The sequence below is a fragment of the Thermococcus profundus genome, assembly GCF_002214585.1.
GTDB classification, from domain to species: Archaea; Methanobacteriota_B; Thermococci; order Thermococcales; family Thermococcaceae; genus Thermococcus; species Thermococcus profundus.
In genome coordinates, this window is the sequence record NZ_CP014862.1 from 1,376,041 (window position 1) to 1,392,797 (window position 16,757).

The 16,757-nt window shown below is 52.3% G+C and carries 19 protein-coding genes and 1 riboswitch; of the genes, 5 read left to right on the forward strand and 14 right to left on the reverse strand.

The annotated features are described in order from the left end of the window. Positions 1-99: 99 nt before the first annotated feature. The 6 genes from A3L09_RS07425 to A3L09_RS07450 are packed head-to-tail and all read right to left on the reverse strand — an operon-like array spanning position 100 to position 3,161. Positions 100-480, reverse strand: coding sequence for a DUF190 domain-containing protein (locus A3L09_RS07425; RefSeq protein ID WP_088858344.1), 381 nt, complete (start codon positions 478-480; stop codon positions 100-102). A 4-nt stretch (positions 481-484) separates the two neighbouring features. Next, the gene (gene crcB, locus A3L09_RS07430) at positions 485-856 is read right to left on the reverse strand and encodes a fluoride efflux transporter CrcB (RefSeq protein ID WP_088858345.1); all 372 of its coding nucleotides are present in this window, start codon (positions 854-856) and stop codon (positions 485-487) included. Between the two features lie 33 nt (positions 857-889). Then, positions 890-1,312 carry a hypothetical protein gene (locus tag A3L09_RS07435; protein WP_088858346.1) on the reverse strand — a complete coding sequence of 141 codons (423 nt, stop codon included), beginning with the start codon at positions 1,310-1,312 and terminating at the stop codon, positions 890-892. After that, positions 1,309-1,608 (reverse strand): hypothetical protein, encoded by a 300-nt coding sequence (locus A3L09_RS07440; protein ID WP_088858347.1) that lies wholly within the window; start codon positions 1,606-1,608, stop codon positions 1,309-1,311. Before A3L09_RS07440 ends, A3L09_RS07435 begins: the two co-directional genes overlap by 4 nt. After that, positions 1,599-2,285, reverse strand: a complete 687-nt coding sequence (locus A3L09_RS07445; protein ID WP_088858348.1) for a DUF6062 family protein — start codon at positions 2,283-2,285, stop codon at positions 1,599-1,601. The genes A3L09_RS07440 and A3L09_RS07445 overlap by 10 nt, the downstream gene beginning before the upstream one ends. A 9-nt stretch (positions 2,286-2,294) precedes the next feature. Next, positions 2,295-3,161, reverse strand: coding sequence for a prenyltransferase/squalene oxidase repeat-containing protein (locus tag A3L09_RS07450; protein ID WP_088858349.1), 867 nt, complete (start codon positions 3,159-3,161; stop codon positions 2,295-2,297). A 19-nt stretch (positions 3,162-3,180) separates the two neighbouring features. Then, positions 3,181-3,256, reverse strand: a riboswitch (Fluoride riboswitch). Positions 3,257-3,340: 84 nt separating this feature from the next. Here A3L09_RS07450 and A3L09_RS07455 point away from each other — a divergent pair. Genes A3L09_RS07455 through A3L09_RS07465 form a run of 3 tightly spaced genes read left to right on the forward strand, consistent with a single transcriptional unit; the run spans position 3,341 to position 4,610 of the window. Next, positions 3,341-4,072, forward strand: coding sequence for an arginase family protein (locus A3L09_RS07455; protein WP_088858350.1), 732 nt, complete (start codon positions 3,341-3,343; stop codon positions 4,070-4,072). 5 nt (positions 4,073-4,077) lie between these two features. Beyond that, entirely contained in the window at positions 4,078-4,401 is a 324-nt protein-coding gene (locus tag A3L09_RS07460; RefSeq protein ID WP_088858351.1) for an Sjogren's syndrome/scleroderma autoantigen 1 family protein, read from the forward strand. After that, complete coding sequence (locus A3L09_RS07465) at positions 4,398-4,610, forward strand: helix-turn-helix domain-containing protein (protein WP_088858352.1); 213 nt, start codon at positions 4,398-4,400, stop codon at positions 4,608-4,610. Before A3L09_RS07460 ends, A3L09_RS07465 begins: the two co-directional genes overlap by 4 nt. A gap of 97 nt (positions 4,611-4,707) precedes the next feature. Here A3L09_RS07465 and trmBL2 read toward each other — a convergent pair whose 3' ends face one another. The 8 genes from trmBL2 to A3L09_RS07505 form a co-directional block, all read right to left on the reverse strand. Next, entirely contained in the window at positions 4,708-5,502 is a 795-nt protein-coding gene (trmBL2, locus tag A3L09_RS07470) for an HTH-type transcriptional regulator TrmBL2 (protein WP_088858353.1), read from the reverse strand. A 258-nt stretch (positions 5,503-5,760) separates the two neighbouring features. Further along, on the reverse strand, positions 5,761-10,905 hold the full coding sequence (gene rgy, locus A3L09_RS07475) for a reverse gyrase (RefSeq protein WP_088858354.1): 5,145 nt from the start codon (positions 10,903-10,905) through the stop codon (positions 5,761-5,763). 35 nt (positions 10,906-10,940) lie between these two features. Continuing rightward, positions 10,941-11,453, reverse strand: coding sequence for an SWIM zinc finger family protein (locus A3L09_RS07480; protein ID WP_088858355.1), 513 nt, complete (start codon positions 11,451-11,453; stop codon positions 10,941-10,943). A gap of 42 nt (positions 11,454-11,495) precedes the next feature. Continuing rightward, positions 11,496-11,726 (reverse strand): 50S ribosomal protein L18Ae, encoded by a 231-nt coding sequence (gene rpl18a, locus A3L09_RS07485; protein WP_088858356.1) that lies wholly within the window; start codon positions 11,724-11,726, stop codon positions 11,496-11,498. A 17-nt stretch (positions 11,727-11,743) separates the two neighbouring features. Beyond that, positions 11,744-12,430, reverse strand: a complete 687-nt coding sequence (locus A3L09_RS07490; protein WP_088858357.1) for a translation initiation factor IF-6 — start codon at positions 12,428-12,430, stop codon at positions 11,744-11,746. 26 nt (positions 12,431-12,456) lie between these two features. Beyond that, positions 12,457-12,729, reverse strand: a complete 273-nt coding sequence (locus tag A3L09_RS07495) for a 50S ribosomal protein L31e (protein ID WP_088858358.1) — start codon at positions 12,727-12,729, stop codon at positions 12,457-12,459. Positions 12,730-12,739: 10 nt separating this feature from the next. Next, complete coding sequence (locus A3L09_RS07500) at positions 12,740-12,895, reverse strand: 50S ribosomal protein L39e (RefSeq protein ID WP_012572069.1); 156 nt, start codon at positions 12,893-12,895, stop codon at positions 12,740-12,742. Positions 12,896-13,002: 107 nt separating this feature from the next. Further along, the gene (locus A3L09_RS07505) at positions 13,003-14,691 is read right to left on the reverse strand and encodes an acyl-CoA mutase large subunit family protein (RefSeq protein ID WP_088858359.1); all 1,689 of its coding nucleotides are present in this window, start codon (positions 14,689-14,691) and stop codon (positions 13,003-13,005) included. Positions 14,692-14,880: 189 nt separating this feature from the next. Here A3L09_RS07505 and A3L09_RS07510 point away from each other — a divergent pair, with 189 nt between their 5' ends. Then, positions 14,881-15,750 (forward strand): MBL fold metallo-hydrolase, encoded by an 870-nt coding sequence (locus A3L09_RS07510; protein ID WP_088859028.1) that lies wholly within the window; start codon positions 14,881-14,883, stop codon positions 15,748-15,750. A gap of 390 nt (positions 15,751-16,140) precedes the next feature. Continuing rightward, positions 16,141-16,629, forward strand: a complete 489-nt coding sequence (locus A3L09_RS07515; protein WP_088858360.1) for an Hsp20/alpha crystallin family protein — start codon at positions 16,141-16,143, stop codon at positions 16,627-16,629. Positions 16,630-16,757 lie beyond the last annotated feature (128 nt).

Genomic DNA, 16,757 nt, shown 5'->3' on the forward strand with positions numbered 1-16,757 from the left:
ACTGTCTTCGTAATAATCATATATAAAGTTTTCGCAAAAAATTGTGGTCATTTCAATAGAATAACAAAATTTTTACGAAATTTTACAAAATATCCAAACTCAGCCCTCCCTCACAGCATCCTCTTCGAACCTTTTTACTTCATCGGAGGTCCCCACCCACACAACGATGACAGGCTCAACGGTTATCATGCCGTCAGTTATCATTGGTTTTATTTTGCATATCGCCTCCTCTATTTTATATCCCCTGTCAACAACCTCAACAATAACGGGCAGGTCAGTGGAGAGCCGCATGACGTCGGCAGAATGGACGCGGCTCTTCTTTCCGAAGCCGTAGATGCCGCGGTAGACGGTTGCCCCAGCCATACCCATCTCGCGGAGCCTCTCAACTATCGCCTTGTAGAGGGGCTTCCCATCCCAGCGGTCGTTCTCGCCGATGTAGATCTTAAGGCGGAGGGTGTTCCAGTGCTCGACTTCAACCACAATCTCACCTCCGGGCCAGCATAAAGCCCATGAACACTAGAGATATTGTGATTATAACGTTTGCTAAAACGTTGAGGGTGGCGGTCAGGTACTCCCTCTCGCGGAGGAGCGAGAAGGTTTCATAGGAGAACGTTGAAAACGTACTCAAAGCGCCGCAGAAGCCGGTTCCGAAGAATGCCCTCCAGTCCGAGGGAACATCAAAGCCCCAGAAAAGGAGGCCGTAGAGGTAGCCGAGGATGAGACTGGCTATGCTGTTAACGAGCAAAGTTCCCACGGGAAGATCTCTGTAAACCGGCAGTATCCCCGAAAGGTAAAAACGTGCCAATGCTCCCAGTGCGCCACCAAAAGCTACTGCCATCGCGATCCTGCCGTTCATCCCATCACCACCGAAGCCCCTTTTGAATCCTTTTTAATCCTTACCCCCAAAGGAGAGGTAGTAGTGGATCAGTCCCTCAACCTCTGAGAAGTCCCGCTCAGGTTTCCCGAGCATTTTTCTTAAACGTCTGTTCTCAGCTATCATTCCCGAAAGCTGGATTGCGAGGTTCTGGTTGTCCATTGCCAGGTAGTAGGTCTTAAACTTCAGGGGCGACCATTTCCCCTCAAGCTCATAGAGCTCTCTTTCCAGCTCAGATATTTCTTCCTCAAGCTCCCTAAATACCCCTTCATTCCCCTCGCCCCTCTCAACGTAGCCGTGGAGGAGGATTATTCTGAGGGCTTCATCAGTACGAAAACCATAACGCTTTGAGAGCCGTTCGATCCTCTCAAACGTTTTGTCGGATATTTTGAACACCACCTTCCTCCAGCCCCTGCTCGGCCTGACGGTTATTTTCATCTCCTCTCCTCCAGCTCTTTTCTAAGCCTTTTGTTCTCTTCACTGAGTTCCATTCTGAAGGCCATCAAAAGCTCCTTGTCACGTTTGGCCTTCCCCTCGAACTCAACAAGCTCCTTGTATAAGCTTCTCATTTCCTCCAGCTTCTCTCTCAGCCTGTCCCTGTGCTCCCGAAGGTATTCGAGCCTGAGTGTTCTCAGCGTTCTCTCCAGCCCTTCTAGGTCGTTGAACCTCTTCTCAATTTCGCGCTTGTTTCTCCGCACCGCTTCAAGCTCCTCCGGAGACAGGACTACTTCCAATGCAACAGCCCCCTCTTCTTTTCCCGGTGATTCCCAACGGTTGTTCCCATTTCAAGACCTTTCAGGACTTCTATTGTCAGGGGGAGGGAAGACACCTCCTCTCTCGTGTGCTCCCCCTCAGCCCTGTAGTCAAACTTGTCTATGAAAGAGTTTATCCGTCTCCGAAGCTCTTTCAGCTTTTCTACTTGGATTTCCCGGAGCCTGTCCGCAGTTTTGGGACTCCTCTGGCTGACCTCCCGGAGAAGCATCTCGTAGTGCCTCTTGCAGAGGATTGAGTTTGAGTTCTCGTAATCTGGGAGCAGTTCTTCAATTCTCTCTGCAAACGCTTCTACCGTGTCCCTTTCCTTTCGTTGAATGAGTTCACAGAGGAAGCACTCCCCCTCATCCAGAGGTTTTTTCTCCTCCAGTGCGGCGATGTAAATGGAAAGGACGCCCTCGTAGATTATTGCCACCCCAAGGGGGCCCAGTAGAGGCTCCGAGTATGCTTTTTTGAGCGTCTTCCAGGCGTGGTACGTGCAGAGTCCAAAGCTCTCATGGAACTTTTTCCGAACCTCCGGATCGTTCACGTGCTCGTAGAGGATGGTGTCTATCTGCGACTCCTCGTAGGAGCGGAGGATCCTGCATACTGGGCAGCCCTCGTCCATAGCCTCGCGGAGGTAGACGCCGATTAGGTCCATTGGAATCACTCAGATGTGCTTCATCATTGAATCAACCACTGCAAGCGCCCTGTACGTGTTCTGGAAATTTGATATGCCCAGCTCAAGGCTCCTCCTGAAGCCGCCGTTGGAGTTCTGGAGCTGGCGAATGAACCAGATGTGCCTCCGGGGACAGGTGGGGATTTCACCCTGGAGCTCAAGCCCCCTAGTGGCATAAAACGTCGGCTCAAGGTATGGCGGAAGACTGTAGGGAACCTCAGTGAAGCCGCCCCAGTCGCCGCAGAGCTCACAATTTCTGAAATGGGGGCTCTTGGGTGGCCGGTAACCGAGGGAGTAGAGGGTGTAGAGGGCTTGGTAGGTCATCGTGGTCGTTGGTTGCTTTACTCCAAAGCCGCTACCCATCCTAAAGCGCATTACGAAGGTCCTTATTTTGTCCCTCTCCTCATCGCTGATCGGCTGTCCTATTGCCTTGAATGCCTTGACGACCCAGTATGTAGCCTCCAGCGGTGTTGCTGTCCCGAACTCCTCGCTCCCCCCGAGACCGACGGCGAACTTGTCTTCTAGGGGGTTGTACTTTGTGTAGACGATCTCCACATGCTCTCTGGCAACGTCCCCTGCACCCAGTATCGCAAGGGCCTCAAGGGCCATCGCTATGGCAACAACGGCAGTCTGCGGCTGAATTGCCTTTTCCAAGAACTCTATCGTCTGCTCCTTTTCGGGTACTTCAAAGCCTAGCAGGTCGTACATCTTGACGGCATAGTATGTGTCGTTGACGTTGGTATCATTGAGAACGCTGACGAAGCAGTACCCACCGTCCTCGTGGCGGCGTTTCTCCACGTAATCTAGAACCTTCTCTATGTTCACAAAGCGACCGAATTCCCCAAGCTTCGAGCCCATTCTACCGCCTCCCAATACCGGTAGAACAGGCGTCATCAGCCCATTAGGGCGGTTCGGGCCCGAAGCCCCGGGCGGACGCCATCGCCCGAGTTTTATCAAGGGGCATAGCTTTAAAAGGTTTCCGTTCGAGGGGTTTAACTTTAAAAATACCGAGCCGAAATCCCGTGGGGGAAGCAAGGATGGTGACTTTCATTCCATTTGGGGAAAAGCCAAATCGAGAGGGAGTGGAATACGCCCTCAGGCTCCTTCTCAGGGAGGGTCTAATCGATGAAGGAGAAGTCAGAAAACTAGAAGCCAGGAACGTTGCCCAGCTTAAGGACAAGCTGGAGCGGGACTGCTGCTACATCGTAGGAGAACATCTAGCAACCTACGCCGTGGTGGAAAAGCTCAGACCAGAGGCCGTACTCAGTGTGGATGCCCACACTGATCTCCTCCACGATTATCTCGATCACGGTTCGTGGCTGGCTTATGCTCTCGAGGAGAGGATCTTAGAGAGAGCGGGAGTTGTGGGACCTGTTCTCATGATCCCCACGAGCAGGAGGACCGACCTCTGGACAAGGAGAGTCAGGATCTATCCTGCTCTGCCGAGAACCAAGAAGGTCAGAGGAAAATGGAAGACTTACATCAACCTTACAAACCACGGGGTAGATGGAGTTCTGGACGATGCCAGAAGATACCTTGGGGAGGAAATCTACCTTACAGTGGATCTTGACGTTCTCAGACCGGAATATCGGATAGCGAGATTCCAGCACGGCGAACTGACCTTAGACGAGCTTCTTGAGGTAGTAGAGGGAATACGGAAGAGATTCAGGATAACGGCCTTCGACCTCGCGGAAGTCTCAGATAGGATAAAAAGATCAAAGCTGGGCAGAGAGGCCCTCATTGAAGTTTTCTCTGTACTAAGGGGGTGAAGGGTATGACGGGGCCAACTGACGAAGAGATCAGAAACGTTATAATGCCTCTGATGCTCTCAGGGGCCAAGATGCTGGATAAACACTGCCCAAAATGCGGTTCTCCTCTATTTGAGAAGAATGGAAAGGTTTTCTGTCCCGTCTGTGAGTATCGGGCCAAGAAGAGAATGGAGCGGGCCAAGGGCGTGGAGGAGAGGCTCCTGGAAAAACTCAACGAACTTGCCGGCTCACTCCCCTCGGACGTTGAAGTTCTTGAGAAACACTTAAGTGCCATGGAAAAGATAATAGATCTGATTAGGAAGTATCGTGAGCTGGAGGGAGAGAAATGAAGAACCGTAAAGTTCTGAAGGCTCTGGAAGGTGGGGCAAAGACCCTCAGGGAGATAAGTGAGGAAACGGGTATTCCCGAGATGGAAGTCAGGAGATACCTCCTCAGGTTTGCCGAGCAGGGGAAAGTGGAGAGCTTTGAAAAAGATGGCAACATATACTGGAAGCTGAAGGAGAAAAAACCCGAGGAAGAGGAATTTAAGTACGTCTGACTTCTCTTTTTTAAAACTCTGCCTAATTTTACAGAGAGAACGTGCGGAATCTATTGAGGTACCACAAAAATGCGATTAAAGAGTGAAGAAGGAAGAATCAGGCCTTTTTGGCCTTCTCCCAGTACTCGTTGAACTTGGCCTCGAAGAGCGCCCTGACGCGGAAGTCCTTGATCCATATCTGGGTCTCGTAGTTGAAGTACCTGGCCGCCATGTCCTCAAGGGCGAAGAAGACCTCGTCATCGCAGATGAGCATCGGGAGCTCAAACTTATCGAGAACCTTGAGCTCGATCTTCCCTTTCTTGGCGTAGTCCATGAGCTTTGAGGTCTTAAGCCTCGGAAGGAGGTTCTCGGCAACGAGTATCTGGGCCTTAACACCCCTGTCAACCGCGGCAATGATGTCCTTCTCAAGGTTAACGGCTATGTAACCGTCATCCGCCAGGAGGAGCTTCTCCTGAACCGTTTCAAACATCTCCTTGGTCTTAAGGGTGGCGTTCCTTATGCCCCTGACAACCCAGACCCTCTCAACGCCGTACTTCGGTATCTCGGTCTCGATAAGCGGGTTCATGAGCTCAAGGAGCTCCTCCTTGGCTTTCTTCTTAGCCTCAAGCTCTTCCTTGACGCGCTCCTGCCACTCCTCGATGAACTTCTCAAGGATGTTCTCTGGGTGAACTGGCCTGTACTTGTTGACCTTGCCGGGCTGGCTTATGGCAAAACCCTTCTTCTCAAGGCTCCTCAGAACGTCGTAGGTTCTCGGAGCGGGAACTTCAGAGACGCTGGCAAGCTCTGCTGGAGTCAGTACTCCAAACCCAACGAGGGCCACGTACGCCCTAGCCTCGTAGAGGTTCAACTCAAAGTGCTCCTGGAGGAGCTCTACCATCCTGTCCTTCACCACTTTTACCACCACCTGAAACTGTATGTTTATATATCCGATCTTGGAACATATAAGTTTTTTCCTAATCCCCTGCAGTGTTCACATCAATGAGCCATTTAATAATATCAATAACTTAGCTAGATCCTATCAAAGTTGCATGTATATGCAACACTATTACTACTGGGCTTACACTCCTTTTAAAGGTTTTCGGTTAGGAGGATATATCCACCAGAAAACTATACGCGACACAAAATCGAATGGAAGAAGAAACGAGCGGGTTCAGCATCCGATTCCCTTGACTCCGCAGAGTATCTCGTTATAAAGATCGTATAGAACCTTAAGGTAGTCTAGCTTACCTTCCTCAATGAGATCCATCTTCTCCTCCAGTGATCTCGTCTTCTCCTCGCTGACAAGATCCTTGTACTTTGTGACCAGATAGTGGTAGACCTTGATTCCCTTGTCCGTCGGGACGAGCTTCTTCCTCCCACGGGTCTCGAAAACGTAGTAGCGCTGGAGTAGCGTCTGGACTATCTTGGCGTAGGTGGAGGGCCGCCCTATCTTGCGCTCCTTCATCATCGCTATAATGTCCCCCTGGCTGTACAGCTGAACCTTTGGTGCCTTCCACTTCTTTGCTTCAACGACCTTAAGTTTAGCCCCTTCTTTGAGCCTCGGTAACTGCCTGAAGTTCGGCGAGCGGAGCTTCGTCCAGCCGTCCTCGATTATCTCCACGTAACCTTCAAGCTCGGCCTTTCCAACGCCTGCATCGATGACGGCCCGCTCCATGAGGAGCTTTGCCGCCTTCATCTGGCTCGTCATGAACCTTCTGAATATCATGTCGTAGAGCCTGTAGTGGTTCCTGGTGAGGTTCTTGGGGAGTTGGATTATCCCATCGCGGACGAGCTGCATCAAGCGGCCGGTGTCTATTGGCCTAGTCGGTCTTATGGCCTCATGGGTGCCTTCCTCGCCCCAGTGCCGCGGTTTGAAGTACTCCTCTCCTACTTCCTGGGTTATGTACTCCTTGGCGACCTCTATACCGGTGTTGCTGACGTGGGTGCTGTCTGTTCTGTGGTAGGTACAGTTGTGGGAGACTGCACCGTTGGAAAGGAAGTTCTCAGTAGTTGTCGTGAAGTCGTAGAGTTTTCCCGTGTAGTGCTCTTCTTCAACTTCCTTCACTTTAACCCAGGTAACACCCGCCTCGACGAGTGACTTGAGAAACTCTTTTTCCGGTCCTTCCTCTGCGTATTCAAGCACCTTAGCGAGTTTGCTCCGTGGGATCTCTCCCTCCAAACGCTTGAGCCAGTTCCAAATGTCAATTCCGGTTTCTTTTAGAATTCTGTTCTTAACGCCGTTTCTGAACTTCAGCTTCCTAAAGATTGAGGCGACCGGGAGCAGATCCTCCTCAAAGGCTCTCCGCGATGACCTGTAAACGGAATACGCCTCCTCAAACTGCCTTCTTCTAATTCTGAGGTATGGGTAAATTTTCTCTCTGAATTTCTCAAGACTTCTGTTGCTTATTATCAAGTCCCAGACTCCGGTGCGCTCATCCCGTCTGAGATAGTTCATGATGCCGACCTGGTAGAGGTAAACGCTGAGCATCCTGAGAACGTCGCCCCTCTTCGAGGTCAGAATCGCCCTGAAGTTCGGTCCCTTCCTGCCGTTGAGGATCGAGAAGGTTCCGTCCGTGTCAAAATAGCCAGCAATCATTGCGTTGATGTACTCCTCACGCAGTCCAAACACGAGCGGATGGAGCTTCCCTTCTCTTGCTCCCAGTCTCCTGAAGACCTCAGCGAGGATCGAGTTCGAGAAGCCGACCTGAGTAGTCGTTTCAAAGACGTAGAGGAACGGGAAAACCTCCTTGAGTACAGATTTGACATCCTTCAGAGGAGTCTGCGAGATCAAAACTTTGCTATTTCTTAGAGTCCCATCCCCAAGGACGAGGCCAAAGACGTACCAGAACCTCTCATCGAGTTTGAAGTTGGGTATGGGCTTTGAGCCGGCCCTTTGGCGGTAGAGAGACTTAACATGGGTCTCGTAGTCATCAATTCTCCACTCCTGAAGAAGGTGAAGTGGAAGGACATACCTGCGGAGATATTTGTACTTGGTGCTCGTTGGGATTCTCTCCTTGATTATCGGGGCAACCTTCTCGTTAAAGTACTCCTCATCCACCTCAACCATTACATCGGTTATCCCAAGCTTTATCAGGAGGTTGAGGAGCGTGTATTCCTCCCTTCCACGGTGCCCAGTGTTGTAGGCAAAAGCAACGTAGTCTCCCTCCCTGATGTTCTTAGCGGAGACCCAGCCGAGCTTGCCGTCCCTCATAACGAGGAGACCGTGGTCTGGAGTCGCCTTGATTTCGTGCCCGTTTTTGAGCTTGATGACCTTGAGCGGCCCGTTCCAGTCAATCTCCCAGAACTTAAGGGCTTTTGCTTCCTTCGGCTTGAGGCCGTTAACTGCTAGCAGGTTCCCCTCGGATCCCTCGACTGCCTCCTTTATCTCCATAATCCTTCCATCGGAAAGGCTAACGAGAGTATCAGGAGTGACGCAGAGACCAGCCTCAAACAGATCCTGTGCAAGTCTCATCGTTTCGGGAGCGGAAAGCTTCAGGAAGGTCGAAGCGTCCTTCAGCATGGCGTCCGTAGTGTAAGGCGGCTGGGGGTTGAACTCCTTCTCCTCGAGCTCGACCTTCTCGACGGTGACGTATTCCGGTGGCTCAACCTCTTTGCCATCCTTTCCTATCTCAACCGTAAACTGGAGGCCGTTTTCCAAGGTCAATCCGAGGAAGTAGGTCTCGCTCTCGCTGAACTCTTTATAGCGTTCGATTATCCAGCCTAGGACCGGAGTCTGAACCCTTCCGGCGGAGAGGTTGCGGTTCTCAAAGACGCGCTGGAGCTCCTGGCTCAGCTCGAAGCCTATCCAGCGATCCTCTATCCTTCTGACGATCTGGGCGTTAACCCTGCCCTCGTTTACGTCTCTGGCCTCTTGGATAGCCTTCATTATTGCCGGCCTCGTGACCTCGTGGAACTCTATCCTCTTGATGTTGGGGGTGTAGGGGCTGAGAACGTTCCTTATGTCCCAGGCTATCTTCTCACCCTCGGTATCGGGGTCCGTTGCGATGAGAATCTCGTCGACCTCCTGGGCCAGCTCGCGCATCGCCTTAACGTTGTCGAGGGCATCACGGACGTTAGTTGAACCACAGCGCGGACAGACACCTTTCTGTTCCCAGTCGACGAACTGGTGGCCGCAGTCACGGCACCGCTTTATGGTGTCGTAGACGGGGATGAACTTGAGCATGTTGCCATCGTTCTGGATGATGACACCGTGGTAGCCCTCGTTCGTCACGAGGTCAAACATGTGGCCTCCGCTCGCCAGAATCGTCAGCATCATGTTGCCTATGCTGACTTCATAGGCAACCAGATCGCCTATTCTTGTCTTGCTAGGCTGGCCGAAGAAGTTGGCTATGGTTCTGGCCTTGTTCGGACTCTCCACTATCATGAGGGCTGATTTGACGAGGTCTTTGACCTTGGCGCTTATCTTGCCCTCCATGACCAGGCGAACCTTCTCCCTGTCCTCGTCTATCTGCTTCAGAATCTCATCGAGGTCAAGCTCCTCGAAGGGCACCATCTTGAACTCCTGGAAGCGCCACCGCATCTGTCTGACGAGGCCGTTGAAGACCTTCTCGTTGTCCACTATGAGAACGCTTAAACCCTTGGTGATTCCGCCCGCGAAGAGCCTGCTCGTTCTCCCCGTTGCTTGGATGTACGTCCTCACATCGGGAATCTCGATGTACCACTTTCCTTCCTCTTCGGTCAGGCTGACGAACGGATCCTCGGCGAGCTTTTTGAGAACTTCCTCATCGTGAAGGGCCTTACGCAGGAATTCGACCAGCTCGCGGAAGACACCGAGGACGTGATTGTGGAACTCGTTCTCTATTGGCAGACCTTCAGCAAGGGCCTCCTCTATCTTGAGGAGCTCGAACTGCGGAATGTTCCTTATTAGTCTCCTCAAGCGGGCGTGTAATTTTTCAGCCTGCTTTCTATCTTCATCGCTCAGGAAGTCCATTATCTCACTGAGAAGACCCAGTGCGCGGTATATGGTGGGTCTCTCAAGGTCTATCGAAAACCTGAACTTCGGGACGCCGGTGAAGACGGCGTAGCGTATGAGGTGCGGCAGATCAAGCCCCCTGACGAGGGAGCCGTAGTAGGTGGCGGAGCCGACGAGGTAGTCAGCCTCGCCGTTCTCAAAGCGCTCTATCGCCTTTTTGTTCTTCGAACTTACCAGCTCGACCCTGAAGCCCCTCTCGCGGAGGTAGTTCACCAGCTCCTCAGCGTAGCCGAGTCCCTGGTCGATGGGGGTGAATATTATTCCACCCTTCCCTAGCATCGTGAGTAGCTCTTCCACGTGCCCCTTGATGTCCCTGGTGGGCTTGAGATAGCTGTCGACGACGTTCCTCAGCGCGCTCCTTCCTGAACCGACCTCGAAGCCGAGGAGCTCGCGGTAGAGCTTTATCCTGTCGCCCCTCGCGCTCCCTGTGGCGGAGGCGATTATCATTATCCCTATCTTGTTCTCGCGCTTGAACTCCTCTATCTCGCGCTGGAGCCTCGAGATCTCGGAGTTGAGCTCCTTTAACTTCTCCTCCCTGTCCTGGGCGCGGCCGTTCAGATACTTCGACATCTGCTTCTTGAGCTTGATTATCTCCCACGCCTTGCCTATGATATCGTCGTTGAATCCTAGGAGGTAGAGGGAGCGGTCTATGTTCTTGCTAGCCTTGAGGAAGGCATCAACATCATCGACGAAGATGAAGTCGAAGTGCCTGCCCTTTAGAACCTCGTCGAACTTCCTCGCCATCCACTGGGCGCTGGTAACGAGGATATCGTAGTCCTCGCCCTGGATTTTGGCAAGCATCTCCTCCTTCTCCTTCTTCCGGAGGTTGCCGTGATAGTAGGCGAGGTTGATCTCTATTCCAGCCCTCTCGGCTACCGCCTGAATCTTCCTGACGGTCTGGATAACGAGGGGCGTTGTAGGAACCACTATGTAGCTCTTCTTTCCTTTAGTGGCGTGCCAGACCGCCATGAAAGCTCCAAAGGTGCTCTTGCCCATCCCGGTTGGGGCTATGATCGAGAAGCTCCTCCCCTTGAGGAGTCGTTTCACCCACGTCCTCTGGGCGCTCCAGAAGGTAAAGCCGGTTGCTCTCTCAAAGAATCCCTCTATCTCGCGGAGGTTCTTCTCCAAGCTGTAAATCCGCTCCCACTCCTTGAGCGTGCCCTTCACCTTGAGGGCGTTTCTCACCGCGGTAATGAGTTCAAAATAAGAATCGGCGTGAACGGGCTCGTCAAGACACTCATCGCAGGGGTTCTTGTTGATGAGCCTTTCATCGGAGATTCTACCGAGGCAGTTCGGGCACATTTCCCGATAGATCGCCTTCATTTTCCCACCCTCTGGCTAAATCAAGTGTTTAAATCTCACTGCATCTCAACTCTCAAACGTTCAAACTCAGATTTAAGCCTTTCTGTGAGCTGGTAATCAGGAAACACTGAGGAGTATTCATCGAGAAGAGACTCAACAACGGCCAGTTTTCTAGGATTTCCAACCTTTTCTAAGAGCTTAAAGGCCTTAAAGAAAAGTTCGGCACTGAGGCTTCCGCTCTCGTCGGTTTCAAGCGAGTGTCGGAGTTCCTTTATAACAACTTCAAGGGCTAGAGATGGCACGGATTCAAGCATTGAGAGGGCACAAGCTTCGGGGAAGACAGAAGCACCTTCGGGGCAGTCAAAGTAGAAGCCCCGTTCATACGCTAGCTCTAAAGCCTCGACATGCTCACATGCGCCACCTTTAGGACAAGTACACCGGTTCTCGCCAGTCTCAAGATTGATTTCAACGGTGTATGGATAATCATCCAGAACTCTCCCGTACAGGGTTTTACCACTTCTAACCACCCAGAGAACCTTTCCGGCGTAGTACAGCCCCTCACCGTCCATAGATCAAGTCTCCTCGAGAGCTCAGGAGAATAGTAAAGAAAATCAGAGGCCGCTGAGCTTTCTAACTATCGGATTCTCGGCCTCTTCGGGCTTTATCTCCTCGACGGTCTCGATCCATATCTTGTTCCTCGGAACGCGGTGCTTGCTTCCTATCTCGGAGTAGAGTATCTCAACGACGTCATCCTTCTTAAGCCCGCGGTACTCCCTGGTGAACTTCTCCTTCTTTCCGTTCCTCTCAAAGACACCCTTAACGCGGAAGACCTTAACCTCCATTTCTCACACCTCCATCATCAGTCAAGGAAACCCAGAGCTTCCTCAATCTTCACAATCTCGGGTCCAGTGGTGAGGTGCCCAACGACGACACCGTGAGAGTTCGCCAGCAGACACGAGCCGACGAACGGAACTCCCATGTTGGCGGTTCCCACGTAAATATCGACCTTGAACAGGTCGCGGAGCCACTCGAGCTCCTCGTCGGTCGCCTCCGGGTGGACGAGGCCACCCCTGTTGGTAACCACACCGGCGCTTCCAACGGCATGGTAGTCCGCTATAATCCCCCGCTCAACCTCAACACCCAGGATGTCCTCGAGCTCCTTCGCCTCCTCCCTGCTGAATTTAGCGCTTACAAGAGCGGCCCTGTCATTGGCCAGGATCAGGTTGCCGAAAGCGGTGAGGGTGCTTTTGAACGGGACGACCTTCATGTCAATCCCGTACTCCTTGAGCTTTTGGTTTATGTTGTCGAGCTCGGCGTCCCAGGCGTACCAGGGGAGGACTATCGCGTTCGAGTTCCCGGCGGCAAATATTCCAACTATGCGAGACTTCATTACGCTGGTCTCGATGATCGGAACCTTGAGAACTTCCCTGAGAACCTCAAGCTTCTTTTCGCCGAGGCCCTCCCTAATCAGGACTACCTTATCGGTTGCAAGACCGTAAACGCCCAGATACGGTGAGTTCTCAAAATCGAGTCTTTCTATGTGCATGCTCAATCCCTCGCAAAAGGAAAGGATCATGCGAGGGAGACCTTAGCCACCCTCTTGCCGTCCTCCTCCTCAACGACGACCTTAACCCTGAGCTTGCTCGGGGGCTTCTCTATTCCCCTCTCCCAGATCTTCTCGTTGACGTCGGTGCCGATGATGACCTCCTCAGCCTTGGCGTGCCTGGCTATCCACTCGCGGACGAAGCGAGCAGCCCTCGGAGCCCTCTTCCACCTGGGGACCCTCTTCTTGACCTTCCTTATGGGAACGACGAATATAACTTCCTGACCGGGCTTGATCGGCATCTACATCACCTCACTCTTTAAGCTTGGTCCTTCTCCACATTCTCCTCTTTGGATGGGTCATGACCTTCCTGTTGGTCTTAACGATGACCCAGACCGGAACACGCCTGTTCTGCTTCGCGGCCTTGGCAAGCCTGAGCTTCTTTGCAAGCGGCTTGTTTCTCGCCATAACAACACCTCCCGGTTTAGTCATGTTATCGTGAATGCCTAACGTTCCTTCCGCCACCCGTTTTTAAGCTTTTTTGTGGGGGAACGATTGAAAAGAAGAGGTAGAAATCAGAATATCAGGGGAGCGCGGTACTCGCCCCAAACCTCGCGGAGCACGTTGGTAACCTCGCCGAGCGTGGCGAGGTGCCTGTGGGCCTCGATGATGTAGGGCATGAGGTTCTCATCCTCTGTGTCCGCCGCGTTCCTGAGCTTGTCGAGTGCCTCCTCGACCTTCTTACTATCCCTCTCGCTCCTGAGCTTCTTAAGGCGCTCAATCTGCTTCTCCCTGATGCTCGGGTCGACCTTGAGTATCTCGACGTCGAGCGGCTCATCAACGATGAACTCGTTGACGCCGACGATTATGCGCTTCTTCTCTTCGACTTCCTTCTGGTACTTGTAGGCGGAATCGGCTATCTCCTTCTGGATGTAGCCGCGCTCGATGGCCCTCATCATGCCGCCCATCTTCTCTATCTTCTCGATGTACTTCAGGGCTTCATCGTAGATGTGATCGGTGAGCCACTCGATGTAGTAGCTTCCTCCAAGCGGGTCAACGGTGTCAACGACGCCGCTCTCGTAGGCTATTATCTGCTGTGTCCTCAGAGCGATCCTCACGCTCTTCTCGGTCGGGAGTGAGAGAGCCTCGTCGTAGGAGTTGGTGTGGAGGCTCTGCGTTCCGCCGAGGACAGCAGCTAAAGCCTGGATTGCCACGCGGACGATGTTGTTCTCGGGCTGCTGCGCGGTGAGTGTTGAACCCGCGGTTTGCGTGTGGAAGCGGAGCATCATGGAGCGCGGGTTCTTGGCGTTGAACTTCTCCTTCATGATGTAGGCCCAGAGCTTTCTGGCTGCCCTAAACTTGGCTATCTCCTCAAGGAAGTTGTTGTGGGCGTTGAAGAAGAAGCTCAGCCTCGGAGCGAACTTGTCAACGTCCATGCCCCTCTCTATGACCGCCTTAACGTACTCGATACCGTCAGCTAGGGTGAAAGCTACCTCCTGGACGGCGTTTGCTCCCGCTTCCCTGATGTGGTAGCCGCTTATGCTTATCGAGTTCCACTTTGGAATGTTCTCGGCGCAGTACATTATGATATCAGTGGTAAGCCTCATGCTCGGCTGGGGAGGGAATATGTAAGTTCCCCTCGCTATGTACTCCTTCAGGATGTCGTTTTGAACTGTACCGCGGAGCTGCTCGGGCTTTACTCCCTGCTCCTCCGCAACGAGGATGTACATTGCCAGAAGGTTGGCGGCGGTTGAGTTTATGGTCATCGAAGTGGAGACCTTATCGAGCGGGATTCCGTCAAAGAGAACGCGCATGTCCCAGAGGGAATCGATGGCAACACCAACCTTACCGACCTCGCCCTCGGCCATCGGGTCATCTGAGTCGTAGCCTATCTGGGTCGGCAGGTCGAAGGCAACGCTCAAACCGGTCTGCCCCTGGCTGAGGAGGTATTTGTAGCGCTTGTTGCTTTCCTCCGCCGTTCCAAAGCCCGCATACTGCCTCATCGTCCAAAAGCGACCGCGATACATGGTGGCGTAAACGCCGCGGGTGAAGGGATACTCACCCGGAAAGCCGAGCTTTTCGAGGTAGTCCCACCCCTCACCGAGGTCCGAGGGGGTGTAAACGCGCTTTATCTCGAAGCCATCGTCCGTCATGAACTTCTCCTTTCTCTCCGGCCTCTTTTCGATGAACTTTTTAACGGTCGTCTCCTCCCAGCGCTTCTCTTCCTCCCGAATCTTCTTGAGTTTCTCCTTATCGAACGTCATGCCTATCACCTGCCCCTATTTGGGCACCGGAGTATAAAAACCTTTTACATACCTCAAGGATGCCCTTGATGTTGGATAAATTGTCCATCAGTTTCGGAGTTTTATCATTTCCTCTGGATAGCATCGGATAGGAACAGGACTCGGGGCTCTAGAGGAAGATTATTATTGGGAGGCACCTATGTCATTATAATGATAATCCAAAACGTCGGCCTCGACAGCTCCGCTCGCTTTGCCTTCCAGAGCCACGCCCACACAGATCACTTCGTCAGCGGGGAGGTTATCTTCGCCACCAAAGCTACAAAATACCTCAGCCACCTAAGAAAGGGGGGATTCTACCGGGAGGTGGAGTTTGGAAAGACATTCTACATAGGTGATTTCAAGGCAAAGCTCTACCCAGCTGGCCACATGCTCGGTTCAACCGGGATAAAACTCTGGCTCGAAAACGGCACGCTCTTTTACACGGGAGATACGAAATGGTTCAAGCTGAGAACTGCAGAGAAAAGTCGCTTCCCGCGGGCTGACTTTCTCATAATCGAGGCGACCTTTGGCGTTCCAAGCTTCACGTTTCCGTCGCCTAGGGAAGCCGAGAAGAAACTGGTCGCCTTCGTCGAGGAGGCCCTGGAAAGGGGAAAGCGGCCGACCCTCTACGTCAACCAGATGGGAAAGGCCCAGGAGGTTATGAAGATCCTCGACGTTCACGGAATTACTGTAAGGCCCAGCAGGGAGATGTTAAAGGTTGCAAGGGTTTATTCAAAGTTCGGCGTGAGCTTTGGGAACATATCCAAAGAGGGGGACGTGGTTCTACGCTCCTACCGTTCGCCGAGGATCGGGGACTCCCTTTCCCCCTGGGAGCTCACCGTTTCTGGGTTTGGAGGGCTCAAGTTGAGCAACCACGCAGATTTCTGGGAGCTGATGAAAATAGTCGAAAGGGTGAAGCCGGAAAAAATTTTCACAGTTTACGGCTTCGCCTGGGAGTTTGCGAGAATCCTTAGGGGGTTAGGTTACGATGCCCTCCCCATAGAAAGAGCAACCGATCTCGATTTGTTGGGAATTTTATGACCTAACCTATTCTTTACTGGATATCTTGCACCAAACATCAGCCTTGAGTATTGAATGTCCAACAATGGCCGCGAAAACTTAATATACCATTAACGCACTAATTATAACTAGGAAGCACGTATAGGTTCGTCCCAACCCGTATGATTGGAGTGGTGTTGCGGGCCGCGGCAGTGACGCCCGCCGCCCACGAGTCGCAGGTGGCCTTCCAAACAGCTGGATGGAGGTGGTGCGTCAAGCACCTGTTAGCTCTTTGCTTCTGTATTCTTGTGTTCTCTTCTTTCTCGCTGGTCGTCTGTAGTGTGTTTTTAATTGTCAACATCCCCAGGGCGCAAAATTTTTAAACCCTTCTTTTTTTAGTTACTAATGGTGAGAAAATAAGGGGGTGAGAAAATGGTCTGGAGGAGGGACCGCTACTGGGATCCATTCGACATAATGAGAGAAATACAGGAGGAGATCGACGCGATATTCCGCGACGTCATGAGAGGCCCGAGGCTCTGGAGCACCCGTGAGCCAAGGGAAGGCATCACCGAGATAAGCGAGACCTGGAGAGAGCCCTTTGCCGACATCTTCGATAGGGGCGACCGCTTTGTGATCACCGTTGAGCTTCCAGGTGTCAGAAAGGAGGACATAAAGCTCCGCGTTACCGAGGACGCAGTGTACATCGAAGCCCAGATGAAGCGCGAGAAGGAGCTTGAGAGGGAGGGTGCAATAAGGATAGAGCGCTACTACAGCGGCTACAGAAGAGTCATCCAGCTCCCGGAGGAGGTTATTCCAGAGAAGGCCAAGGCCCGCTACAACAACGGCGTTCTAGAGATCGAGATCCCCAAGAAGAAGCCCACCAAGCCTGAGAAGGAGGGCTTTGAGGTCAAGATCGAGTGATTTTGGATTTTTTCCAATTCTTCTGCCAGTATTTAGGAGGTTTTCTTAACTATTCTGCTGTGTCCCCATATGAATCCATTTTGATAACCTTGCTTAAGAAAAACCGAAAGATTTATAAAGGGTTAACC